Raw genomic sequence first — 23,392 nt, 5'->3', positions numbered from 1 at the left:
TTACAATACAGAACGTTTGCATACATATTTGAGGTATCCAAGCCCAAATATGTATGAATTAAAAATGAAGATATTGAGAAAAGTGGCTTAGCTGGGTTGGTCGATTTTGGTTGGCCACGTCAGTTCCTCGCTCATAGCTATCTGTCCGATGTCCAACTCTATTTATCGAAACTACTACAAACACATTTTTGCAAATTTGTCGCAGTTACATAAATGCATATTGATTATTTTTTCTGCTCCATTAGTCCTGCAAAACGGGGCTAACGGAGCAATTTATTCTAATTGTTCCCCGAGACTTCTTCCGTTGCCTCCTGGCGAAGTTTCTGGGCATCCATTCCGTTTAGCCGTTCAATGGCTCTATCTGCGGCACTCTGACGATTTCCATCAACGTTTAGCGTACTTCCTGAGCCTGTGAGTCGTTCCAGATCCAGTGACGGTACTTCGGGTAGGTTGCCTGTTATCGACAAGATACCTATCCATTCATCGAGATTGACTTGGCTCCAATCTACCTGGTTTAACTGACTCGCGGTCAAACCTTCACAGTTTGGTGACTTGGCACTGCCCCAACCAAGGCCCAATTGAGGGCGTACTTGTTCTTGAATGATCCGTGAAAGTGGCGAAGTAAAACAGCAATATGACTGCCGTTTTTCAACACAGGCACCTAAGAACTTAGACTTGCAGTAAGAGCCTACATAGTGGCAACTCTTCAATACCCGCTTGGCGTTCATTTCAAACTCGCTCTGCTCACATTTCCAGATAAGCTGAATGAGGATCATAGTGACTGAATAAATCATGTAGGCCGTCATAACCGTACTCAGAACCGCGCCCGCAGCGCCCCCCAGGGCAAAGTTACCACCCGAAACGACACCATCGGCTCCAACCGCACCACCAACGTTACTAAACAGTGCCGATTGCGCCCCCGAACCAAACGTAGAGCCTACCCACTCAGCCGTTTTGTTGGTCAACACCTGCATAAAGCCAGTCGCAGCTTGCTCCGCTCCCGCGCCAGCAGCCGTTGATGGCCCAGCCCCCATGAGAGAGTCCCATGCAGACACAAAAGGCTCTTTAACCGCACTCCAGGTACTGGTGATTGGTTCCCTGAGCGTATTCCACGAACCATAGATTGCCGAAGACGGATTCATGGCCATGACTGCCGTATCAAGCTTGTTGACCGCAACTATCATCGTGATGTAATCCGATAGCGACACGCCACTTGGCTTTTCACAGCAATCCACTATGCCGCCAACGGCTTTTTTGCACTGGCCAGCATTACCTTTAAAGACCGTACACTCGACGTTATCTTGGCCATCAGCTCCTGTGCATGACATATCATTGGTCATAAACTGCGCCGCATTAAGCATCGCAGCGGCCTCTGCAAAGTTAGCCTGCTTGATTGACTCTGGCTCTAAACAATCTGTGCCCATACAGCGAACTGGCCCCTCACAGTTGTATTGAGTTTCCATTCGAGCGTTTTGCACTTCAACGCTTTGTCCGCAGTCATACACCAAACTTTGGATATAACAGAAGCCTTCATGACCAGCCCCGCCCTCAGTACATTCGGTTCTGACGTACTGGCAGGCCGGATTTTGCTCTAGCGCGGCACACGTATTGGTGGTCGTGTTTTGTCCGTTATTGACGATGGTTTGTGTATTACCATTGGCATCTACCCAGCTATCTGAGCTGCCCATGTTGAACTCTGGGTGAGCAGTCGAGGCATTATAGGTCGCTTTTGCCCTCCAGCATGAGAGCCCCAGTCCATCAGAGCTGCCACGACTGGTTAAATGAGCAGGAGACGAAACAACAGCCGGATAAAGACTTCCAAGCTTCGCCAACTCGCTACTACCAACCGTTAACCCGTCGATTCGTTTTGTGCCCGTATCCAAACACTGCCACTGCACCGCAGTAAACTGATCCGTTTGCATCAAGCATTGGTCTATGCCCGGATCACTTGATTGATGAACAACGTCTTGCTCTAAGTACTTGCCGGAGAAGGTCAAGGAAGCACTCAGTTTCGCAGGAGCCAAACACTTCTGAACTTCTCGGCTGCAAGTGTCGAAATCGACTTTGTTCCAGCCGGAATCGCATCTGGAACGAGTGACCTCCTGGGGTTCATGCCACGAAATAATCGAACCATTGACGACTTTACACAATGAGCCAACCAAGGTTCCTTTTGGACAGGTCATTTCAGGGTATTTAATGGACGGTTTCGTCTCAGTCACCGTCTCCTTATTGCCCGTCAATGAGAGTGTCGTTTTCCAGCCATTTGCCTTGGATGGCGACTCGGTGATTTTTATCTCAGTATTTTGATTATCAAAAATCCTCAGCGTAGCGTTTCCAGTTTGCATAGTACTGCTGTGCTGTGGAACAAAACTGAGCGTTTCGGAGCTAAAGCAACCACGCTCAATGGACCAGCTTTGTTGATGGGTTTCAGCGGATACACGTCGCTCTAACTGACACTGAGTAAGCGTGCTGATCTTCTCGCACACCTGGTAATCGGGTACATGCTTGGTTTCAGTAAATGGCGTAATCGTCTGAGTAGGCTCACAGGCCTCAAAACTACTCGGCATAAGATTGGATACCACACACTTTGGATCGCTGGTTTGCAATCCACAGTCATAGGTATCGGTAAAACGAATGCATTCACCTTTATCATTGGTTTCGGCACATTCTGACGACATGAAGCCACATGAAGGGTTCGCTTCAAGCACTTGGCAGGCCTGATTTTCAATCCCCTTATAGCTTTCATCATCCACACTGACTTGTACACGACGACACAAAGGCGATATGCCAGCCACTGGGCTTGGGGCAAAATAGGATTCACAAACTGAAACACCATTGACCACCGTACATCCGTTGGTTGAAGACGGCTGATCCGTGCATTGAATGCTGTAGTCTGAAAACTTAGCCGGGATATCCGCGGCTTGTTCGATACAGGACTGTGGTGACCAACTATCATTCATCACCACCTTGGTTGGATCAAAGCGTACCTTGATGCGTGCATACCCCTCACCACTACCAGTGACCGATACGCGAATTTTGACTGGCACTTCTAAACCGGGCTCTACCGCTTTTAGCTTGGCCGTTAGATCGGTATTAGGATTGCGCTCCCAACTGGTACTGAGCTCGCAGCGACCTGCCGTTTCTGGTGGAAAATTATTGTTCGGCCCAGACCAGACTTTCTGATCACCAAGCCACACTTGCATGTAGTCATCCCATTTGGCGTACTCAAGTACGGCTGAGGTAATCGCATCGGGATTCACGACTTTGAGTGTGATGGCCTGTTCGAACACTTTACAACTACCACTCCAGTAGTTGTCACCAATTCGTCCTATCCAAACTTCAAGACACCCTTCACCACAAGAGCGAAGGTTCATCGGCCCTGAAACATGCTCAATGATACCTGCCGTGTAATCGTGAGTGATAGTGCAGCTGTTAACCGCTGTATTGAGCCTGTCACATTGCTGGTAGTTTGGGCTGCCTTCACCTTGAGACTCACAGCCTGGGAAGCTTTGAGTTAATAGATTTGGGTCAGTTTGAACCGCATCGGTTAATGCCCAAAGCGGATCATTGACCATATCTGGCCGAGACCTGTCTTTGATTTGCTGGAGCGAGCGAAACGCCTCACCCGTAGCGCCATTTTCGGATGCCATGCTCTCTTGGCGCTGCGTCCCCAATTGATTCATGCTGGCATCAGAGCCATAAACGCCCGTTAAGACATCCAATGAGCCTTGATCCATACCAGGGAAAAGCTCTTGCAGGTTAATGGACTCATTACCACTGCCATTCGGCACTGACAATGTATTGCCATTGAGTGCGGGCATCGTCCAGTTTTGCAGCAATTGCTTACCTTCTTGTTGTCCGCTTAGGCCGGATTGGCGCTGCACATCAGCGGCCACACCATGTAAGGGCAAGCACGCCATAGTGATAGATAAAATACCCGCTAACACTCGGGTAAAAAATGTTGGTTTCATAGTTAACCTCCCGAGTTACAGCAGTCTTGCCAGCGCCACAAAATGTAGAGCGCATCTTCACCGGCACCGGGGATCGTTCGCCACTCTCCCCATTTCATGGTGCTTTCACCGATGACATGTGCACTTTCAGTTTCCGGTACAGGGAAGAACATACTCATCTTGTATTGGGATTTCGGCAGCATGGGTTCGACAACAGGTCGGCATAGCGCACTGTTCCCCATTGTTCGCCTAGCAAGACCACGCCTGTGTTGAGCCGCGATTGCACGCGCCGCTAAATGGCTGGTGTTTTCTGCTAATGAGCCAAAGGCTAAGGTGTGGCCAGATAACGGGTAGAGATGGCCCCAACTGCCAGCACACCAAAACAACTGGTCGATGGGTTTACCAAGCGTTGATGAAGCAGCGTCAGCGGTACAAGCAGATATAGCCAATGGATTGGCAACGGCAGCCGCTTCAGGCTGAGTAAAAAAGGCCAGTTCATCGTTCAGCCATGTTGGGTCCAATTCCGACAAATACATCAAGTCAAAGTCCATGTAACCATCGGCATTGCAATTGCCATCCATGAACAAATCGAGCATGACCAAAAGCGGAAAGGCGTAATAATGGTAATGGTAGAAAGCAAGATCACCGGTATCGTATTCACCTTCACCATGACCACCTTGCAATCGCCTATCACCTAACGGTAAACGAATCCCTCCCAGTGAAGGCGAACAACCTGGCGTTCTGACCAGTTCAATCAAACGCGCTGGCTCCCACATGCTGGTAACAATACCTGGCCTTGGCACACCTAAGTTGTCTTCACATAAGCAAAATGACTTGTTTGATGCGCCGCTTGGGACACTGCCAGAGCCAAGAGGAAGACCCGCAACTCGGATAGGAAAAATGCATGACCAGCAAACATCCGTCAGCAACTTACCCGACAATAACCCCGCGTCTGGGCAGGTCAGTTCGGCTTTTGCAGGAATAGATGCGCCAAGGACAAACATGACAACGAGAGTCCGCAACAGACGATACGTATTATTGAGCTTTTTCATGAACAAGCTCCTTTGCTGGAATTTCTTCTATTTCAAACGCGAGTCCCTTTGCTTGAACAAACGATGGGGTGACTTGCAAATCAAAGCGCTGCTTTAGCGAGGCATTGAGAAGATAAACCGGACTGTCCAATGTCTTTTCGAGCGCATTGAGGCTATTCCAACCTTGAGCACGGTCGAGCTGCGTGGTGATAAGCGTAATGCGGCGCAGCGTCCTATCTTGGCCCTCAAGCCAATGCGCTACTGCGTCCACTTCTTCAGCGTTCGACGCATTAAACACCACGAGCTGCTGAGTAAATGGCAAGGCTTTGAGCGGGTTAATACGCGTTCCTGCTGGGATCAATGTTCGGCCATTGGCATCCAATAGTGGCCGCTGCATGACGATGGTTGGATCAACCGTTCTTATCCGATACTGCGTGGCTTTGGGTAAGTCAGTGAATGTTTGGCGAGACCAGAAACGCTCAATGGCTTTTTTCTTTAATGCGCCCAGGTCAATCGACTGTAATCGCTGCATCGCCACTTGCATCAAATCCGGTTCTAAAATCGAATGAATCGGACCGCGTTGACCCAATGAACCGGTATTGCCGCTTTCAATTTGGCGTTGCAACCAGTCCTTGCTGTAAACCCCTAGTGCACTTGCAGTCACCTTGTCATCGTCTATGCGAAAAATGGCAGGCACGCTAGTCACCCGCCAGTGCACAAAGGCTTTCGGATCGATTCGAACCTGAGGAACAGGATCAAGTCCCGCCATCAGGGTATGCCAATCACGGATAGCCGCCCCCAAGGTCTTTCCTTCAGGAATTCCCCGAAACAACACAATAGCACCGGTAACACTGGCCTCTTTAAATAGTTGCTTCAGTGACGAATCACCCAATGAGGACGACGCAAATATCAACCATTCATCGTTGTGTTTGAGCGACACAGGTTGTTCAACCGGTGCAAAAGGCTCGATAAATTCAGATGAACCATCCACAGCACTTTGTAAAATGCTGCGGCTCATTTCGACGATCTTTTTGTCTTCGTCAGACAACAGAAAAGGCTCTTGTGCCCAGGACACTTGAACCCAAGACAATGGAGCAACCAACAAAAATAAGAGACATAGTCTTTGCATCATCTACCTCTTACCAAAGCGGCCAAGCGCGACCGACAATCTGCTCGCGCTTAACGGCATTCCAATAGCGGGAGTCGAAACTCGTTGCAGCCTCGCCGGAAAACCAATACTCGTTTTCTTGCAGCGTCAATGAGCGGCTAAATTCTGTTTCAGCCACACCAAGACGCTGGGCTAATGTCATGCCGGTAGAGACTTCAGCACCATTCACCAGCACATGCTCAGGCGTCACCTTGACTTCATCCCCTGGCATCCCTGTTAGGCGTTTCAGCATCCGAGTACCGTCGTTATATAACGGAGCGAGTCCTTTTGAGTGGAAGGCATACAGACCATCCTTAACGGGCTCTTTATTCCATAGGTCAATCAGATATACCGTGGTATCAGGAAGGCAGCGCTCTTGCTGGGTATCAATACCTATTCGGTAGCGCATCATGGCGTAGGTGCCTACCAAGGCCATGATTAACGCAAGAACAGTCAACCGGATGAGATATGGCCGCCAAGGCATTCTTTTACGGAGTATCTGCATGAGACACCTCCTTTGAGCCTACTGGCACAAATACGGACTCATCAGCACCCACCACCGCCTGGGCATCCAGCACGATAAAACCGGCCGTTTTTAACTTTTCAATTTGCTGATTGGTCTGAAGCAACCTAGATTCGATTTCCTGTTCGCTGGCATTGGGGCCCAGTGACAACACCGCCTCCCCAAAATCCACGACTGCAATGGGCGTACTTAACGCCAACTGGCTGTGGATGGGTTCGAGTGTTTTCATTAAGAGCCAGCTGGTCATTAACCCGCTACCAGCAACAGACAAAGTAATAGAGGCCATAAATGGCCAAAGCGTGGACTTATTCATAGCCTCGCTCCTTTAACAACTGGGAGATGGCATCAGCAACAGAAAGGCCTTTGCGCGTTAACTGTTTAATCGCGTTTACATCTTCTGCACGGGACGAGTACAACAGCTTGTGAAACGGATCGACGATGAGGCGGCCAATCCCGGTGCCCATTTCGGTAATAAAGAAAATTTCGGAATAGACACCAGTGACGGTATGAACCGTTTTCAGGTATTCATAGCCGCCTTCACCTAGTGGCAAGCGGCCTTCTTTTTTGAGCGCGTTGATGGTTTCAGCTTTTTGGCCAAGCAGGTACATATTGGCCGAGTTTTCAGCGATGGCTTTACCTGTAGGGCTGTCATACAAATCGTTGACCGACTGCGTTACCGTTACAGCACTGCCGCCATATTTTCGAAATCGACGGTAACCCGTCTCGATGAACTTACCGACATCACCTTGAGTCAGCAGATCCCAGGCTTCGTCAATGAACACAATCTTGCGACGATCACGCTCACCTAAGTACATCTCTTGTTGGATTTGGTAGATAAGCTGAAGCAACACTACTTGTTGTAGATGCTTACGCCCCTTAAGCTCTTCTAACTCCAGAACGGTGAAACGGTTTTTGAAGCGAATATTGTTGTGGCCATTAAAGAATCGGCCATATTCGCCCTGTGTCGTAAACGGATAGAGCTGCTCACCCACGTCTTGCACACGTCGGTCTTCGTGATTTTTCAAGGCCTCTGCCACATCATCAACTAACATGGCACGACCTTTTTTCTCCCACAGTTCACGGGTCTGACGCTTTAGGTTGGCCATCTGAAAATCGGTTAATGACTGCGTGGGAGCGGCCATTGCGGCCAATAACCCAACCAACACATCCGCTTCTTCGTCATAGTCCTCAACGATTTCAAACGGATTTAAGCAAATGCCACTGTCCCGCCCGAACTGTAAGAACTCACCGTCATAGACTTCACACAGCTTTTCATAAGAGCGGCCAACATCAATCACCCAGCATTGGCCGCCTTCTGATAAGTAGGAGGAGATGATTTCGTTCACCAGGAATGACTTACCCGATCCCGATTGCGCCGCGATGCAACAATTGTAATTACTGCCCGAGTCATAAAGGGACACACTCATGATCTGGCCATTGCGGGAAACAAAGTTAATCACCGGCGTGCCAGTGCCTTTCCAATCCGCAAACAAAGGCAACAGAGGGATGATATGCCGTGTCGCCATGGTCTTGAATCGAAACAAATCGTTCATCGCCTGGCGGTCAGCACCAAATGGCAAGGCATTCAGGAAAATGGGCAAACAGAAGTACTTGTCTTCCATCAGCTCAAATCCGAGTTCTTTGAAATAGGTTCGAGCATTTGAAACAGAGCTGATCGACGCTTCTTCTGTTGGTGAAAACAGCGTTAAGGTCATATTTGCCCGAATAGGACGATCACCTTCTTGCAAGGCTTCAAAAAGAACATCAAATCCCTTTTTCTTGGCTGCAAGCACCGGCACAAACTTGAGCATCGGGCCATAGGCCTGATTGACCGCCCATTGACGCTTCGTCTCTAAACGAGATCGCATCGCCTCGGCTGAGGGAAAGTGAATGGTGACATTCAGCAAAAAGCTGCCGCGTAAACCGCGACTGCCCGTCATCATATCGCCCGCAAAACTTGCGGCATGACCAAACCAGATCCGCTCAGGCAAGCGCTTAAACGATAAGGTTTTAACTCGGTAATCGCCCAGCATCAGACCTTGGCTATCCACCTTGATAGCTCTGTCATAATCCAACACTTGCTCTCGAAGTGGTTTATCTGCCTCACTGCGGATTGGTGATGGATTGCGCCAGGAAGCATCTTTTCCCCAGTTAAGCTGCGCACTTAATGCCGCGAGCCAGTTTCGGTCAGTCATCTCAGTGACGCGAAAACCAACCGTTGCCAGCGCTTGCGAGAAAGAAGCCCGAAGCGCGGATGCTCGACTCAACTCACGATCCGTCGGTATAGGACTTTCCAAAGGCAATTTGCAGGTGACGATCAGTTGAAAGTTGCGTACCTGAGTCTGGGTCGATTCTTCTATCGGTTGAACCGTGCCCCCATCGAGGAAATCCGCACGTTTGCGTATCGACGCCCTAAGCAATGGATCGGATTGACGATGCCGTAAGCCCATCATGCGCTGAAGGTCGGTTTGAATATCAGGGGATGCGTACAGGCCAAATTGCAGCAAAGTGTCTTTTGGCCAGTCGTTGTTGAGTAGAACATTAACCCTGTCTGCAACAGACTCATCACCACCCGGCAATGGGTCACATAGAAAACCAAAGCCAACACTCTGGTCTTCCATGAAAAACAGTTGCTCATCGTCGGAATAGGCCAATACTGGCAAGAGCTCTGAAGCGCGTTGCCCTGAATACAGAGAGGCTTTCATTAACGCCCCTCCAACCAAGCAGAAAGATCATAAGGACGGCCTCGGCTGATGCGACCATCATTGGCGACGATGAAAGGCACACCTTGAATGCCCAGGATTTGAGCCGTCACCAAGGTACGCTGCATTGGTTCTAAGTTGCAGGCATCATCCTGTTCTAGGTTACCAATCCGGCCATTCAGCAATGCATCGGTGGCCGCTTTTTTGTCACGCGCACAGCCAAGCTGGCGAACCTGACGCTCTGAATCAGGACCAAGCACTGGCACAGGGAGTATTTGGAAGGTGTATTCTTTGGTTAGCGGTAAAGCTTGTTTCAAAAGCTCATGGCAGTGCGGGCATCGTGGATCAACAAAGACCACCACTTTCTTTTTGCCTTCGCCCAGCGTCAGTGGGTTCAAATCATCCATTTTTAAGCCAAGGCGACTTAAATCCAGAGTGTTTCCCGCTTCTCGAATTTCTTCAAGGCTGGTAAGTGGCTTTTTGGACCAGGCATCATAGAGCGTGCCATCAATGACGAACCGGCCACTATCTGACATGAAAACAATACGGCCATTGCTTTCGACAGCTTTCATACCCGTGACAGGTAAAGAAACCATGCCGTCAATTTTGCCAACGGGCGACACTTCAGATACAGGTTCAGCTTGAACCAAAGGAGACAGCGCAAGCGCCAGAATAATTGGAGATAGTTTTCGCATGAGGAGTCCTCGTTAATGTAAATCGAGGCTCCAGTCTATGCAGTTGTCCTATGTGGACTCGGTTAGATAGATTGAAGAAATCGCAATCTAACTAGGGGGCTTATAGCTCGTTGAGGTTTGTTATAAACGAATTACTCGGCGTTTGCGTTAACAAGCCAATCATCAAGCACTTGCTTCAATTTATCTAATTGCTCTTGATGTTTTGCTTGATTCTTTGCCAATTTGTTTATGTTCTGCAACTTCCAACGAATCGCTGGCAAGTCTGCTGCATTAGGATAGTCAAACAATGCCCAGTCAGGTTGCCCTCTTTTGAATGACATAAGGAAAGCATAATCCCTTTCTGTGAAATGTTTTTGCAGCGAAGTTAACATCATAGGCCTAACAGAAGCTAAGTCTTCGCATTCAACTTTTTCAAAAGTCATTCCATCAAATTCTGCCTGAAATTTCTCATTCAGCGGCTGCCAGTTTGGCGACATGACTTCATTAATAGGCCGAGGATGACTTAATGTATAGGTTAAAAAACCCACTAAAATCTCTCTCGAAACCCCTTCACTGCCAAGTAACATACGCACATCAAATAAGTCGCGAGGATGTTGGCGATCCATTGCAGCACACAATTTCCCACCATACAGATCGGGAAGACTGACTACCTGAATCTCAGCATAACCAAACTCGTATTCAACAGACTCTTGAACTGCCATTATTTCTGCACTATGCAATGTACCTCTGGCGACGGGCGACACTTCAATTTTGATCGTCGCAACCGGACTTGATACAATTATTCTCAGTTCATCAGCTTTATTATCCTGAAATGCCGCTCTGATATCTGGTTGAGTATTGATTCTGTCTGTAATGCGCTGCAATGCAGCCCTGACATTAATCAAAGCCTCATCTCTTGGTTCAAGTGGAAGATAAGCAAGATCAATATCTACAGATAACCGAGGAAAATCTCTCACAAATAAATTAATGGCGGTGCCACCTTTAAGTGCAAAAACCGTCTCTGTTGCTACCACAGGCAGCATTCTTATGAGCAAAGAAACCTGTTTGTAATATGGGCTATCTTTATCCATTATGTTGTTCACCTTTTTTGACGCTTAATATCTCTGGCACTGTGATTTGATATCGCTCATCAAAACGTCCTTTTTCGACAACCTGCCGCTTTCCTGCCCCCAATTTAATTCTTGTTTCATCTATGCGATTGACCCACTGGTGATCGTAGTATCGACCCAGAAATAGAAATATTCGGTTTGCCTGAACAGAGCTGCTTCGTTCAAGAATATCTTGTACTTTTCTAGGGCTAAGATTGACTAAACCCTGAAATAATTCTGCGACATGCTCAAATGAAATCAGCTTTCCAATCGCATCTACCACTTCATAGGCAGCAAGTTCTGCACAGCTGACAGTGAGCTCTTTCTCTTTAACCGTGATCCTTTTCAAATCTTTCTCGGGATTCACTTCAAGCTTATGGTTTCCGCAGTAAAACCAATTCTGATAAGGGAATTCACGAAACCATTTCGGTAAGGACGACTTGTTTTTAACGCAAATCCAAACTTGCTCTTTGTTCAGCTGCAAATAGTGACTCAGTCCTTGGTGAGTTAAGCTGCTCAATCCAGCCAAATGAACTGGAACGCCCAATTGCACATCCAATGCTTGAATGGCATCAACCCAAGTTGGCTTTATATCGCCCTGCGCATTTGGACGATAGTACACACCAGAACTAAGCTTCTTCAGCCAACCGTTCTGCGCGTACTTTTGAGCCAACGAGTAGCTCACGCCGTTTTCAGTCAGCCATTGCTGAAGTACTAGCGCACCAGGAGAAGTATGAGCAACAAGCCAGTTTATTTTAGATGACATTTTAACACCCAAAGTATGAATATCACGAACAGTATAAACCATATAGTTTATTACGATAGGAATTTTAACACCTTAGGTATTAATATACAAAATAATGTAAACCAAGTTCGTTAATGTGGCGTCGCTGAAATGAAAAGGTCTACACAACATCACCAATAACCCGATGTTGTGTATACCTAAGTTTGATTGCCTTAAGTGAACTGCCTAATATGGCTCACATTCAGGTGCCCAGTAAGACGACGCTGATTGCTGGAACTGTTGTGCCAATGACTTCTTGAGTGCTGGCAACAACAGGTAAGGTTGCAGACATAACACTTTCAACGACTGTTGGTGTGTTGTAGAGACCCATACCGCCACCAATGCCCAAGGCAAAGGCCATCAAGCTTTGGCGAGCGATACCGCCCACAATACCCACCAGTACCATGGCTCCCGCTACGATCCGTCCCAAAGTACCTTGGGTCCAATCTTTTAGGGTATCCCACACATCGGTGAAAGCATCACCGCCGGTGCCCGCAAATGAGGGCTCCGAAATCATTAACGCCATCAAACCAAGCGCACCAATGGTCATTAGGCGCTGAGTTTGAATGGTGCGAACTGCATTTGTCATTCGTTAGTTTCTCCGTAGATACTCAAGTTATCGCGCTTACCATCAGCTCCCGCTGAGGTTGAATCGCTCTGAGTCTGAAGTGGACGTAGCACAGGCGAAACCGTTCGAGGTGCTGACACCCCAATATCCCACCGGCGCGGTTCAATTTCGGTAAACACGTAGCTGGATAAATTCAGATCTCCACGGTCATCCTCCCAAGGCGCAATCCAAATTCGCATCACCCTTGAAGGAATGCGAATAGGTGCAGATTGCTGCGTCTCAGGTAATGCTGGATGGCTCAGCAGTCCTGTCTCTAAATCAGATTGTGAATACCCAGAGGGAGAACCAATTCGAGTCGCCACAGCATCAATCGTCTTGGGTGCAGCGCCATTACTGGTAAGCTCATAGACTTCACGAGCGGATAAACAGCGCACACCGTCAGGCATACCTGGGCATCCATATTCACTACTCCCAAGACCCAATGAACTACAGCCAGACAATAAGGTTGAGCCGACTGCCAATAAAAGTAATCCAGCTTTAGACCACTGTTTTGACTGGTGCTTTGGGTTGTTCTGCATTGATGTCGTCATGGTTAACTCTCCTCTGGATACACATCTTATTGTCTGAAGCGGACTTCGATCGGTTAGCAACATGCAGGATTTTTTCATCTTCTTGCACCTACCCCTTGTGAAGTGGCCAATGACAACGAGGCCCCACGAGTGACTATGACTTCAATTTTCCTTGCAGCGTCTACCTCTATGACTGGGAACATATTTTCAGCCATGTCCAAATAGAACTTGGCCACTCGATCCAATGCTTTACCTGTGCCTTTAATCGCAGCGCCTTGTAATGCTTCTTGGCTCATGACTTGCTGGTACAGCTGAGTATCACCGGCATTACCCGTCTGAATCGTTGGTACAGGATTCACATCAAATGCGCCAGCCAAGCCCTGAAGGAATCCGGCCATCATCGATTTGGCCACCAGCTGGCCTTGTTTCGACACTAATCGGCCACGAATACCGGCTTTGCCGTCTTCACCCACGGCATAAGAATCCAGTCGCGTTTCAATGACGCCACCATCTTCTCTCACACATGAAATGGTCTCGCCTCGCAAATAAGCACGCTCAGAGCTCAAATCACCGTAACCTGCGGCGATCAAGAAACACTCTTTGATATCCGCTCTAAATCGGTTGGGTAAAATGGCTTCCTTTTGAATCCTCAGCAATGCAGGAAAAGGCTCGCGTCTTGCGGACTCGTGAGTAGGTGCATCCAAACCGGTGATCAAAGTACCTGAGATGATGCTGCCCGCCGGTAGATACAAAGGCGGCGCTTCTTGCACAACAACCTCTGGTTCAGCAACCACTTCAGGCTCAATCATACGAATCGTGATTGGCGGCAATGGAACATCTCGTGCTCGTGTACCTTGGCCATTGGCTGGCTGCTGATAGAGCGGATCAGGCAGCGGCGCATTGGCAAAATAGTCGTCTGGGTTAGACGGCAGTGGCTTTTCGTCTTTGGGTAATTCCATGGCAGATAAAGGCACTTCAAAACGGCTATTTGTGCCTTCAACTACTGAATCTCCCCCAGCGCGAACATCATCAAGTTCCGCTCGAAGGCGAGCCAACTCCGCATTGACCTCACTTGGTATAGAAGGCAAACCTGGGCTTAGCCGTCCTGAATCGACGTCACGACGCAAGCGCTCAACTTCACGACGTAACTGTTCATTGCGCTCACTGAGTAGTTTTACGTTCGCAGCCAAACTATCGACCCCAACATCACGAGTATTGGTATCCGTAAGAATGTGCCGGATCGTTTCCTGTCGGTTCCGACTGCTTGAGCCATCGTCAGGAGTAGGTGAAAACACCATCACCATAAAGACGAGACCACCAGCAATACCGGCAACCGATAGGCCCCGCTTCATGTTCGGGCTCATTTGTTCCCATTGTGCTTTCATCGTTATTCACCTCCCACAAGAAGCGAAGGTCGCTGACTTTCCAACGCTTCTTCACGATGATTGCGAACAACCACATACAACTCAGTCTTTTCACCCAGCAACAAGATATTGCGAGGCCAGTAGGCGCTTGCCACTATATCTGGTGCATGACAGGCTATTTCACTGGCTTCTATCGGCTCATCGGCAAAGCTTTCAACCAGTCCTACATAGACGGTGAAGTAATGTCCCGTCACAATTTGCCCCTGCTTAAAACCAAACTTTAAGCCCGGCTGAAAACATTTCGGGCTTGTGTCAGTTTGGCCAGCTAAACGGATGTCATAGCCTTGTGGTAACTCATTTAGTGCAAGGCGTCTGAGTAAATCACGTAAGCTATCGACGTATGGCTGAGCCGTTTCCCAAGTGGCGGCTTTTCGGTTCACGACGCCCTTAATGGGCCACTGCTGACCATCAATAGCTAAGGTGATTTCACGCGGTGGAATACGACGAGGTACTAAGGTGACAGATAACGCAGGCGCTTCCTGACCAGTCGGAGTGATGTAAAGTGAAACCGGTGATTCTTTGTCCGTGGCCACATATACTACATTCCCCTTGATTTGCGTCTGAGCATCACTGGTTGTTCTCACCTGAGGCGATTCAAACGGCGTCACAATCCGGTTCAGATGGCCAAGTGCCACAGGGATCAGTTCATTGACTCCCGGTGTCATTAGTAGCGTTGTTGGCGCATCCGTTGCAACCGTATTGCTTTGAACCGATGGATTTGCAGTAGCAGACTGCTTCATCACACTGGCTGGCACAATCGGCAATTCCACGTCCGCATACGACGCTTGAGATAATAGGACGCCACTTAAGCTCATTGCGATTAAGCTTGGTGTCATCCATCGACTAATTTTGGTTCGCATCATTCACCCTCCGGTTTTGCTCTTGGGTCAACTTTTCACGAACGCGCTTCGTTCTAGCTTGCCCCTCATACGTATCCATCCAGCTAAGTTTTGGACGGTATTGCTCAATATCGATATCAAACTCATAGGTGCGAGTTTGGCGCTGCTCATCTCCAGATGGTCCAGAGACCAAGGAATAACCGGTCACAAAGATATGGCCGGTTTCATACTCATACTCCACTTGTCTGGGTTGGAATTTGAGCGTGACTCGGTCTTCGCGGATTTGTCTTGCCTGAATCTCCAGTGCATCGACCACTTGCTGGTACACCGCTGGAGAAAGTAGCGGCTCAATGGCAACCCGGATGAAAGACACATTACCCGGCGTCACGTTGCCCATAAGCTCAGCCAGGTAGAGTCCCCAGGATTCAAGGTAAGGTTGAGTGGCTTGGTTTCGTGACACTTCAGCCGTTTCAGACAAGGTTGGTGGTTGAATAGCTACCACGGTATTGCGAGAAAATGCCGCTACCGCAAGCAGCAAATTAGATAGCACCAGCACTGCAATCAGGAACCGCTGCCATCGGTTCTCTAATTGCGTGCCTTGCCATGATTTTAAAAACACGTCGAACTTCACGGCAGATAGCTCCTGATAAATGGGTTAGGGATCGTCTTGGCTTTGGTTGGCAACAGTCCAGCCCAGTAGATGGCGTGAAGAATAAAACCATCAGGGCGACCATCACGAAAACGCCGATAGAGCTTGGTTGTCACCAACCCCAACAGGCATAAAACCAAGGCATTACCGGTAAAAATGCCGATCACTAGCCCCAACAGAATGGGAGCCATCTCATCGGCACTCCAAAGCAGGAAGTGCGGCGGGTCATCGATATAGGACGGAATACTCACAGGTTCCATAGTCACTCCTCGTTGTTTGAATTGAGAAGTGAAGAATGCCCCGAAATAACTCAGGGCTGTGGTCAGGTAGATATCGAATTCTTGAAGGTTTTGAACTACCGAGCGCTAGTTCATCTGTTTTAGGGAGGTGGTTGTCTTAGAAATTGATATTTCTGACATTTGACTTATTGATTTGCTTAGTCAAATCGTAACTGGTTAACTGAGCAACTATCTGCTCTGAAACACCTAAATCGTTTGCAATATCAAAAATCGAAATACCCAAATGCTCGTTAAGCTGATCTATTGCAGCTGATAAAAGCTCTGGCTGTTCCATTGGTATTTGATCATCTAAGTCTTCTGTTTTCGATTGACCCGATTTATTCAAATAAACATTGGCGGTTCTGTACTGTTGCGACGAAATTAACCCAAGATAATTAGCTCGATAAATTATTGCTCTCGCACTAACACGCCATCTAAGTTTCAATGCAAAGATTTTCTCCCACCTGATTCGAACTGGTCCCACACATTGAGGAAACTCTTTCAGAAAAGCCTTACGTGGAAAAAGAAACGCACTTGCAAAAGCATCAGCTTCTCTCTCTGTTTTAGCACACCCAGTTTCTACACCTTGATGCAAAACCAAATGGCCACATTCATGCGCCAAATCAAAGCGCATTCTACAGCAGCTTTCCTTCGCATTATTTCTTACTATGATGGGTCTTTTTCGATTCATTGATAACGCATCAACTTTATCTGAAACACCATCAAAGCAAGTGATTACAGCGCCATTATTCTCCAGTACTCTTACCATGTTTGTAACTGGTGCATCCAAACCCAAACCCCAGTTAATACGACATTGCTCCGCAGCTCTTTCGATAGCCTCCGCACTCAGATCTGATTCTTCAAAATCAATAAAATTGGCAACAGGCAACTCAAGATGATCTTCAATAATCTCAACTAATAGTTCAAAAATGGTGCCGAGAGCCAATACTCGATTTGCAAGTCCAACTGGTGTTGTTTTGCGCTTGCGAAAGTGGCATTGCTCATACTTAACATCATTTTGTGGTTTCTTAAAAAAGAAATCACTTTTCACTTTTAATACTTCAGCCAATGCCAAAAGCAGGTCTTCAGCAGGTGGTTTAACACCTGCTTCAAGCTGATGTATAAACTGACGACTGACCGCAACTAACTCACCAAGTTCTTGTTGAGTAATTCCGGCCATCAATCTCGCCAGTCTTAGTTTTTCACCAAAAAATTCGTTATTCATGATTTACTGCATTTTTCGACTTTTTCTTAATTTTGATTTTAGAAACAGCCGATTCAAGTTCAACACCATGAGAAACATTCTCATCAGTATCTGTTATTAACGTAACCTTAGAATTCATTGGCACTTCCCAGTTGACTACAATTTCACCAACATCGCTATAACCAACGAAAAAGGCGCGATCTACACATTTAGTTTGATCAGTGCTCAGAACAAAAAACCAAATGATCTCTGACGGACTATCTTGTGTTGAAAATAACTCCATTTGCATCATAGCTTCATGGGAACGTATCAGTTTCCCTGATGGGAGTTTGTCAGGCTGACCTTTCCAGAAACGAACTGGAACGTCAGCGATACTAAACGTAAACCTCCCTTTCGGGGTCAGTATCTTAAGCCAATCAACTTCAAGTGACTTCCTTACTAAATGTGTACAACAACACTCGTAGGACCTTATGCCCAATGATTTATTGGTGTCACCCAAATCTCTGTTGTGTAAATCTACAACTTCTGCTCGAACATCTGCTAAAAGTTGAGCAACTTCAATCAGCTGACTTTCTTTAAAATTAGGGTTTAGTGTCATCGGTGTGTTCAAATTTGTTACCTCAGGTAGTAAAGCAATAGGATTAGATACCATGGACAATAATATGCTAATTTTAAAATTTGTCAACCTGCCACCAACTTGTTAACCTGAGATTAAAATGTAAACTAAATCTTCTTCTGCAAGTGACTTAACGCCAACCCCGCCATCAATGCCAAACCGATGATCAGCGACGGCAACACCACCGGTGGAATAGCCAGCGGGGCGAACAATCCCATAAACAGCAAAATGACACCTGAGCCCAGGATAATCATGCTGTAGCGGTGAATGATTGGGCTCGAAAAATCAAAGGTTGTCTTCTTAATCTTCCAGGTCATCAAGCCGTCCCACAGCGCCGGTAACATGAGAATAAGCGCAAAGGGCAACCAGACCATCAGTAAAGCAAATCGAGTAAACACTTGGTACAACACATCAAAAAATGCCTGAATACGGTCTTCTACCCACACAAACCAAAAGCCTCCCATGTTCTCCATCCCTTTAGAACGCTGTCGTTGCTCTTCAGTGGGGATTAGAAAATCACGCACAGATTGCTCCATCTGCGTATCCACAATCCATGACTGATACCAGCCATGGCTAGTTTGACCAATCCAATAGCTTGTTTGTGCGCCCAATTGATTTTGGATCATCTGTTTCTCTTTACTAATAACCCGGCCAGTCCAATCACCGGGCACTAACACGCCAATGGCAATAATCTCCAGCATCAGCGCCAGACACAGCAGCCAAACCGACTTATGCTTGCTCATGCCAAACTTCCTCTTCTACTCGCGCCAGCATGGCTGCAACGGTTGGCGTCATAATCCGGGCTTTAATCACTTGTTGAAGCCGCTTTGTCGTCGTATGGCCACTGACATAACGCACATCGATGCGTCCTTCAGCCAAATACGCCATCCGATTTGGACGATTACGAATCCAGGAGTAGAAATACACACCATCCACGGCGGCCCACTCGAAATGGTCAGGATCACGCAGGCGAATCCCAGTTAAAGCACTGGCGGCAGTCCAGGTCAGCGCCTCAATGAAATGCCACAGTCGTACACTGTCATCATCACAACTGACTTCTTCATAACTACCCAAGCCATTGCACAGACACAAATCAAAGATGGAATGGCCATCTAACGTGAACGCATCCGTTAAGTAGTCCGCCAAACAGTGCACTGAAGCCAAAGCATGAGGCCAGTCGGTTTCAAGTAGTCTTATGGTTTCCTTGAACTGGGGGTTATGTTGCTGCCACTGAGCGAGCATTTCTTGACTGGTAAGTGTTGTCATTTTCAGACAAACAGAATGATGCATACAGACTCCTTATGCTGCCTGTGTAGAGCTGGTTAAAATAGGAATGCGACCTTTGATCACACGGCCACCTGAAAGCTTGGCGATGTACTCCAGGTTAGGTAGCTGGCCTAATAACTGCGGTGGAAACATATCGCCTTCTTCCTCCATCAAGCGTTCGCCATGATTGCCGGTAAACAACGCGGGGCTGTCCGAGTTGGACGACATACCTTGAGTTTGCATGATGTACTGCAACCGAGTCTTAGGCAGATTGTCGGTAATGTACTGCTGTGTTTCGGCATCCATCACCCGAAGAGCTATCAGGTTGTTGATGTTACCTAACACCTGGCGAGCCTTAGCTTCACTGCCTGTACGAGCGGCAAAGTCAGCAAAGGTCTGAGTAGCAATCACACAACGCATTTTTGCGCCACGGCCTTTGTTGAGCAGTTGAATGAAGGGATCGTTGACAACTTCAGCCGCCTCATCGATGAAGATATTTACGGGACGATTATCAACACCATAGTTATAGCGGTCACCAGCCACGGCGGTGAGATCGGATAAAAGCAACGAACCAATGGCGCTGCCAACCATGGCGTCGGTTAATGAATCCAAGCCGATATACGCCACTTGGGCATTGTTGATAATACGGCCAGAATCCGTAATTAACCGGCTGTCATCCACATCGTTTGCAATCGGTGATAGCAATGGGCCTAGTTCACTTGAAGTGAGCATATTGAGTACCGGCATCAATGAGGCCACCATCTTGGAATAGTGGGTTCTGTCATGCTCAAACATACTCAATAGCCCCTCTAAATCGGTATTGGCGGCAATGGGCTGAATGCGTTCGTAGTAGAAAAGCAGCATCGCCATGGCTTGTTTAGCCAAGGTGTTGGTCTTTTCGGTAAAGCGCTTGATCTCCACACTAAAGTTCGGATACACCTGCTCCCCCCAGGCCGTGACGGCTTTTACTACCAAGCCTTCTGGGCCACCTTCCAAGAATCGTCTCAGTGTTTTCAGATCAGGACGCTGTGAAGTAAGCAACAAACCTTGCACGATGTTATTCAGTGCCATTTGGCCAAAAGCTTTAAATGGATCAGCACCGGTTTCAGATGGTATTAATGCCGCAATTCGGCTGGCGATTTCAGTACCCCGGTTAAAGTTTCTAAGGGGATTAAGCCGTACCGAATGCTCTGGAAAACCCGGATGAAAATACACAAAGCGCTCAGGACTACCGGCGGCAATACAAGCTCGCTGCGCATTATCCTTAAGTTCCTTGTCTCCCTTAGGGTCAATAATAATCACGGCTTCATTACGCAAAATGGCCTGAGTGATCATCGCATCAAAGCATCGGGTTTTCCCGGCACCGGTCGTGCCGACAATTAAGGTGTGCCCTTCAGTGTGACCAACTGGCTGGTACACATCTTCTTCTTTGGGCTCAACACCATGAATCCAGGTCGAACCCATTTGTTTGCCGTGACCTTGGTTAAGCAAGGTTTGCTTATCCCGCTTTAATATTTCATAAGCGCGTTGAGCATGACGTTGATCCCACTCAAAGCCATACCCTAACCACAATTCATCAGGATGTTTTGCCATCACCTTTTGCAAATGCGACAGCTCCATAAATGCCAATGGTTTGCCTTTTAGCCCCATCTGCAACTTATAAAGGAGATAAGCCTCAGGAAGGCGGTACAACGCCATGCCCGAGGAAATCCCTGTCATCCACCAAAATGGCTCAGGTGGTAGCTCAGTCAGCATTTCTGCGGCAATCGCCCCAGTTGCCCCAACCAGCCAACCTGCTGCTGCCATGGCTTCATAGTTCGTGCGCCAGGGCATTTCGTATGCGTTTTCTTTCATTCATGCTCCGCAAAATAACCGTTTGCAATCCGATTAATTTCAAATGGATTAACGTTCAGCGCGAGCGGTAAACAGAACCGTTTCCCCCTCATCAAACTGGCATTCGTCACTGGCCGAGATCCCCCGAAGCAATTGCCCGGCTGGAATGCCATGCTCCTTGGCGACTTGGCGTAAGGTTTGAATTGTGACGCGAATACCATCGGCACTATGATCCACGTATGGGTAATCGCCATCGGTCAGTAAGATGGGCAAATCTTTCACAAAATTAACCATCTGTTGCCGCTGCGCGTGTTTGGGGTCTGTACTTGAGTTCGCATTGGGCCCAATCGGCTTTTGCTTACGCTCCGCTCTTGTGGCGGGCTCTTTTGCTTGGGCATTAGTTGTCTTAGTTCGACTCGGACGCTGTAAAGCCTCTTCGTTCTGAATTGCTGCCGCCGGTTCTGCGTCTTGTTTGGGAAGGTCTATCAGTGCAGTTAGCCCTTTAGAAATCGATACTTTCAACAGCAACCCTTGCTCCTGAACGCCATCTTTCGTAGTCACAGTTCTGGCTTTACGCGTCGGGTTTGCCGGATCTAGTTCAAGCCAATCTAATCGACTGAGTTCAGCAAGTAGTTTTCGGGGAGCACACCAATGTCTTACGGCATCGGGATAGCGGATCATTATCTGTTCATCAACCATAACCAACGCACTACTGGCCTCTGGGAGCCATGCCAAAGATTCAGGCAGATTAAATGCTTCTGCATCGTGCTGGTTTACGTTATTTGAGATAGCGCCATCATATGAGTTGTTAGGGTTTTCACATCCATCACCTGGAGCATTTTCATTTGCCTGGGGGTTATTAACATCACTAGCAAGACGAAGTTCATCATCTTGGTCGGACGATTTTGTCGATGGCGACTCAGACGAATTGCCGTGTTCGATTGATGATGACGCGTCAGGCAAGCCTGGCTGCTCACTGGAGCGACTCTGTGGCTCTGCTTGTGTTTGCGGTGTTGCTTCCCACTCAGATTTGCTAAACAGTCTCACGCTACTTGGTACATTCGAGCTGAACAATAAATCGGCCTCAACTATATGTAGCATAGCTAACCAGATTGGCTTGTCGTCTTTGATCAGCACTTCCGGGGCAAGGCTTTCATATCGCTCATTCGAGGCGGATTTAGTGGCCAATCCTCGCTCAATAAGGATGTCCGCAAGGGTATCGGGATCTCTTGGAATGCCAGGTATCTTGTCTTTGGCCAACAGCTCAATGATGTCCTTAGCCGCGCTTTTCCAAACCAGGTAAAGATGGGTTGATTGATTCGATTTTCGGATCCAAACTCTGGCATCTCGCTGATTGACCAGCCATTGCGAACTGGCAAGTAATCGCCTCATGGCATCAAGAAGATAGCGTTCAACTGGGACACCAAGGGCATTGTCGTCAACGGAAATTCGTTGAGCTTTCAGGTCTCGCTGGACACTGGTTTGGTCAGCTTCAATAACCAATTTAGACAGGACATGCTCGGGATCGGTATTGCCAATTGCCTCTAGCATGGCTTGCAAAATTTCAGGGCCCGGCTGGGTTAACCAGGCGAGCAACTCAGGTGTCATCACCCGGTTTAATACCAAAATTGAAAATTGCTCGTGCCGCTTGCACCGTCCGTCGCGCCAGCGAATAAAATAGCGTTCAATGCTGTTGTTACTGGTCCACTGGGATAAGGTTTCTAAAAAAGGGTTCCATTGATAGCGTCCATCTTCATCCGTGATGGACAAGTCTGAAACGGGCTTACCAATATCATGGAACAAACCGCCAAGAGCCGCCGCAACACGCCACCTTGGCTCTAGCTCTTTTTTCTCAACTGGAGTGCCACTGGCAACAAAGATGATCCCTTCAGCTGCTTGTGCCGCCCAGAAAGCAACTTCCAACGAATGACGTAATAAACCGCCAGCACCACTGTGATGATGATGCTCAGAAGCTGGCAACAAATGAACATAAGCAGCAAGATGGTCAATGCAGGGCTGAATCAGACGTTGAAAATCACGCTGGTTAAAGCCAAGTACCTGGCGCAGTTTGGCAATTAGCTCGTCTTGTGTGGACTGCAAATCCTCGGGTGACGCAGCTGGCAACCCCTTCAGGAATGGCGGGTAGCGTGGAATTTCTGCATCCAGTTGCGATGACAGTTCTGGTAGTGCTTTGGCTTGAAAAAATAGGTTTTTGAACATAGTGGA

Annotated in this window: 21 protein-coding genes; all 21 read right to left on the bottom strand. The window is 47.9% G+C overall.

Annotated elements, in window-relative coordinates; genetic code table 11:
* Positions 1–278: 278 nt before the first annotated feature.
* Entirely contained in the window at positions 279–3,971 is a 3,693-nt protein-coding gene (gene traN, locus ACIH2S_RS03120) for a conjugal transfer protein TraN (protein ID WP_064497036.1), read from the bottom strand.
* Between the two features lie 2 nt (positions 3,972–3,973).
* The gene (locus tag ACIH2S_RS03115) at positions 3,974–5,002 is read right to left on the bottom strand and encodes a TraU family protein (protein ID WP_000735887.1); all 1,029 of its coding nucleotides are present in this window, start codon (positions 5,000–5,002) and stop codon (positions 3,974–3,976) included.
* Positions 4,986–5,999 (bottom strand): TrbC family F-type conjugative pilus assembly protein, encoded by a 1,014-nt coding sequence (locus tag ACIH2S_RS03110; RefSeq protein ID WP_430248102.1) that lies wholly within the window; start codon positions 5,997–5,999, stop codon positions 4,986–4,988. The genes ACIH2S_RS03115 and ACIH2S_RS03110 overlap by 17 nt, the downstream gene beginning before the upstream one ends.
* A 121-nt stretch (positions 6,000–6,120) precedes the next feature.
* On the bottom strand, positions 6,121–6,633 hold the full coding sequence (locus ACIH2S_RS03105; protein ID WP_175215521.1) for a S26 family signal peptidase: 513 nt from the start codon (positions 6,631–6,633) through the stop codon (positions 6,121–6,123).
* Positions 6,617–6,964, bottom strand: a complete 348-nt coding sequence (locus ACIH2S_RS03100; protein ID WP_064497038.1) for a hypothetical protein — start codon at positions 6,962–6,964, stop codon at positions 6,617–6,619. Before ACIH2S_RS03100 ends, ACIH2S_RS03105 begins: the two co-directional genes overlap by 17 nt.
* Positions 6,957–9,356: a type IV secretion system protein TraC gene (traC, locus tag ACIH2S_RS03095; protein ID WP_064497039.1), complete on the bottom strand. Its 2,400-nt coding sequence runs from the start codon at positions 9,354–9,356 to the stop codon at positions 6,957–6,959. Before traC ends, ACIH2S_RS03100 begins: the two co-directional genes overlap by 8 nt.
* Positions 9,356–10,048 (bottom strand): DsbC family protein, encoded by a 693-nt coding sequence (locus ACIH2S_RS03090; RefSeq protein WP_001228924.1) that lies wholly within the window; start codon positions 10,046–10,048, stop codon positions 9,356–9,358. Before ACIH2S_RS03090 ends, traC begins: the two co-directional genes overlap by 1 nt.
* A 131-nt stretch (positions 10,049–10,179) precedes the next feature.
* A complete protein-coding gene (locus ACIH2S_RS03085) occupies positions 10,180–11,118 on the bottom strand; it encodes a nucleotidyl transferase AbiEii/AbiGii toxin family protein (protein WP_064497040.1) in 939 nt (312 codons plus the stop codon).
* Positions 11,111–11,944: a type IV toxin-antitoxin system AbiEi family antitoxin gene (locus tag ACIH2S_RS03080; RefSeq protein ID WP_001883769.1), complete on the bottom strand. Its 834-nt coding sequence runs from the start codon at positions 11,942–11,944 to the stop codon at positions 11,111–11,113. Before ACIH2S_RS03080 ends, ACIH2S_RS03085 begins: the two co-directional genes overlap by 8 nt.
* A 178-nt stretch (positions 11,945–12,122) precedes the next feature.
* Positions 12,123–12,509 (bottom strand): TraA family conjugative transfer protein, encoded by a 387-nt coding sequence (traA, locus tag ACIH2S_RS03075; protein ID WP_032469918.1) that lies wholly within the window; start codon positions 12,507–12,509, stop codon positions 12,123–12,125.
* The gene (gene traV, locus ACIH2S_RS03070; RefSeq protein WP_024008834.1) at positions 12,506–13,078 is read right to left on the bottom strand and encodes a type IV conjugative transfer system lipoprotein TraV; all 573 of its coding nucleotides are present in this window, start codon (positions 13,076–13,078) and stop codon (positions 12,506–12,508) included. The genes traA and traV overlap by 4 nt, the downstream gene beginning before the upstream one ends.
* A gap of 74 nt (positions 13,079–13,152) precedes the next feature.
* On the bottom strand, positions 13,153–14,442 hold the full coding sequence (locus ACIH2S_RS03065; RefSeq protein ID WP_064497041.1) for a TraB/VirB10 family protein: 1,290 nt from the start codon (positions 14,440–14,442) through the stop codon (positions 13,153–13,155).
* Between the two features lie 2 nt (positions 14,443–14,444).
* Positions 14,445–15,344 (bottom strand): TraK domain-containing protein, encoded by a 900-nt coding sequence (locus ACIH2S_RS03060; RefSeq protein ID WP_342639964.1) that lies wholly within the window; start codon positions 15,342–15,344, stop codon positions 14,445–14,447.
* Complete coding sequence (locus ACIH2S_RS03055) at positions 15,325–15,939, bottom strand: TraE/TraK family type IV conjugative transfer system protein (protein WP_430248098.1); 615 nt, start codon at positions 15,937–15,939, stop codon at positions 15,325–15,327. The genes ACIH2S_RS03060 and ACIH2S_RS03055 overlap by 20 nt, the downstream gene beginning before the upstream one ends.
* Positions 15,940–15,947: 8 nt before the next feature.
* A complete protein-coding gene (traL, locus tag ACIH2S_RS03050; RefSeq protein ID WP_000433891.1) occupies positions 15,948–16,229 on the bottom strand; it encodes a type IV conjugative transfer system protein TraL in 282 nt (93 codons plus the stop codon).
* 136 nt (positions 16,230–16,365) lie between these two features.
* On the bottom strand, positions 16,366–17,472 hold the full coding sequence (locus tag ACIH2S_RS03045; RefSeq protein ID WP_031500457.1) for a helix-turn-helix domain-containing protein: 1,107 nt from the start codon (positions 17,470–17,472) through the stop codon (positions 16,366–16,368).
* Positions 17,465–18,136, bottom strand: a complete 672-nt coding sequence (locus tag ACIH2S_RS03040; protein WP_124724881.1) for a hypothetical protein — start codon at positions 18,134–18,136, stop codon at positions 17,465–17,467. The genes ACIH2S_RS03045 and ACIH2S_RS03040 overlap by 8 nt, the downstream gene beginning before the upstream one ends.
* A gap of 38 nt (positions 18,137–18,174) precedes the next feature.
* Positions 18,175–18,810 carry a DUF4400 domain-containing protein gene (locus tag ACIH2S_RS03035; protein WP_064497043.1) on the bottom strand — a complete coding sequence of 212 codons (636 nt, stop codon included), beginning with the start codon at positions 18,808–18,810 and terminating at the stop codon, positions 18,175–18,177.
* The gene (locus tag ACIH2S_RS03030) at positions 18,797–19,357 is read right to left on the bottom strand and encodes a hypothetical protein (RefSeq protein ID WP_064497044.1); all 561 of its coding nucleotides are present in this window, start codon (positions 19,355–19,357) and stop codon (positions 18,797–18,799) included. Before ACIH2S_RS03030 ends, ACIH2S_RS03035 begins: the two co-directional genes overlap by 14 nt.
* Before the next feature lie 9 nt (positions 19,358–19,366).
* The gene (gene traD, locus ACIH2S_RS03025; RefSeq protein ID WP_064497045.1) at positions 19,367–21,187 is read right to left on the bottom strand and encodes a conjugative transfer system coupling protein TraD; all 1,821 of its coding nucleotides are present in this window, start codon (positions 21,185–21,187) and stop codon (positions 19,367–19,369) included.
* A gap of 48 nt (positions 21,188–21,235) precedes the next feature.
* On the bottom strand, positions 21,236–23,386 hold the full coding sequence (gene mobH, locus ACIH2S_RS03020) for a MobH family relaxase (protein WP_064497046.1): 2,151 nt from the start codon (positions 23,384–23,386) through the stop codon (positions 21,236–21,238).
* Between the last annotated feature and the right edge of the window lie 6 nt (positions 23,387–23,392).

It is taken from the genome of Providencia lanzhouensis (assembly GCF_050469745.1).
GTDB lineage: Bacteria > Pseudomonadota > Gammaproteobacteria > Enterobacterales > Enterobacteriaceae > Providencia > Providencia lanzhouensis.
Note: the sequence above shows the minus strand (reverse complement) of the source record. Positions and strands in the feature narration are given on the sequence as shown.

Bases quoted from the DNA above. Each gene is read 5' to 3' on its own strand.
- ACIH2S_RS03035 (WP_064497043.1), bottom strand. From the start codon at position 18,810: ATGAGCAAGCATAAGTCGGTTTGGCTGCTGTGTCTGGCGCTGATGCTG.
- ACIH2S_RS03110 (WP_430248102.1), bottom strand. From the start codon at position 5,999: ATGAGCCGCAGCATTTTACAAAGTGCTGTGGATGGTTCATCTGAATTT.
- ACIH2S_RS03085 (WP_064497040.1), bottom strand. From the start codon at position 11,118: ATGGATAAAGATAGCCCATATTACAAACAGGTTTCTTTGCTCATAAGA.
- ACIH2S_RS03115 (WP_000735887.1), bottom strand. From the start codon at position 5,002: ATGAAAAAGCTCAATAATACGTATCGTCTGTTGCGGACTCTCGTTGTC.
- ACIH2S_RS03080 (WP_001883769.1), bottom strand. From the start codon at position 11,944: ATGGTTTATACTGTTCGTGATATTCATACTTTGGGTGTTAAAATGTCA.
- ACIH2S_RS03090 (WP_001228924.1), bottom strand. From the start codon at position 10,048: ATGCGAAAACTATCTCCAATTATTCTGGCGCTTGCGCTGTCTCCTTTG.
- traC (WP_064497039.1), bottom strand. From the start codon at position 9,356: ATGAAAGCCTCTCTGTATTCAGGGCAACGCGCTTCAGAGCTCTTGCCA.
- ACIH2S_RS03105 (WP_175215521.1), bottom strand. From the start codon at position 6,633: ATGCAGATACTCCGTAAAAGAATGCCTTGGCGGCCATATCTCATCCGG.
- ACIH2S_RS03045 (WP_031500457.1), bottom strand. From the start codon at position 17,472: ATGAATAACGAATTTTTTGGTGAAAAACTAAGACTGGCGAGATTGATG.
- traL (WP_000433891.1), bottom strand. From the start codon at position 16,229: ATGGAACCTGTGAGTATTCCGTCCTATATCGATGACCCGCCGCACTTC.
- ACIH2S_RS03060 (WP_342639964.1), bottom strand. From the start codon at position 15,344: ATGATGCGAACCAAAATTAGTCGATGGATGACACCAAGCTTAATCGCA.
- ACIH2S_RS03030 (WP_064497044.1), bottom strand. From the start codon at position 19,357: ATGCATCATTCTGTTTGTCTGAAAATGACAACACTTACCAGTCAAGAA.
- traD (WP_064497045.1), bottom strand. From the start codon at position 21,187: ATGAAAGAAAACGCATACGAAATGCCCTGGCGCACGAACTATGAAGCC.
- ACIH2S_RS03065 (WP_064497041.1), bottom strand. From the start codon at position 14,442: ATGAAAGCACAATGGGAACAAATGAGCCCGAACATGAAGCGGGGCCTA.
- mobH (WP_064497046.1), bottom strand. From the start codon at position 23,386: ATGTTCAAAAACCTATTTTTTCAAGCCAAAGCACTACCAGAACTGTCA.
- traN (WP_064497036.1), bottom strand. From the start codon at position 3,971: ATGAAACCAACATTTTTTACCCGAGTGTTAGCGGGTATTTTATCTATC.
- ACIH2S_RS03100 (WP_064497038.1), bottom strand. From the start codon at position 6,964: ATGAATAAGTCCACGCTTTGGCCATTTATGGCCTCTATTACTTTGTCT.
- traV (WP_024008834.1), bottom strand. From the start codon at position 13,078: ATGACGACATCAATGCAGAACAACCCAAAGCACCAGTCAAAACAGTGG.
- traA (WP_032469918.1), bottom strand. From the start codon at position 12,509: ATGACAAATGCAGTTCGCACCATTCAAACTCAGCGCCTAATGACCATT.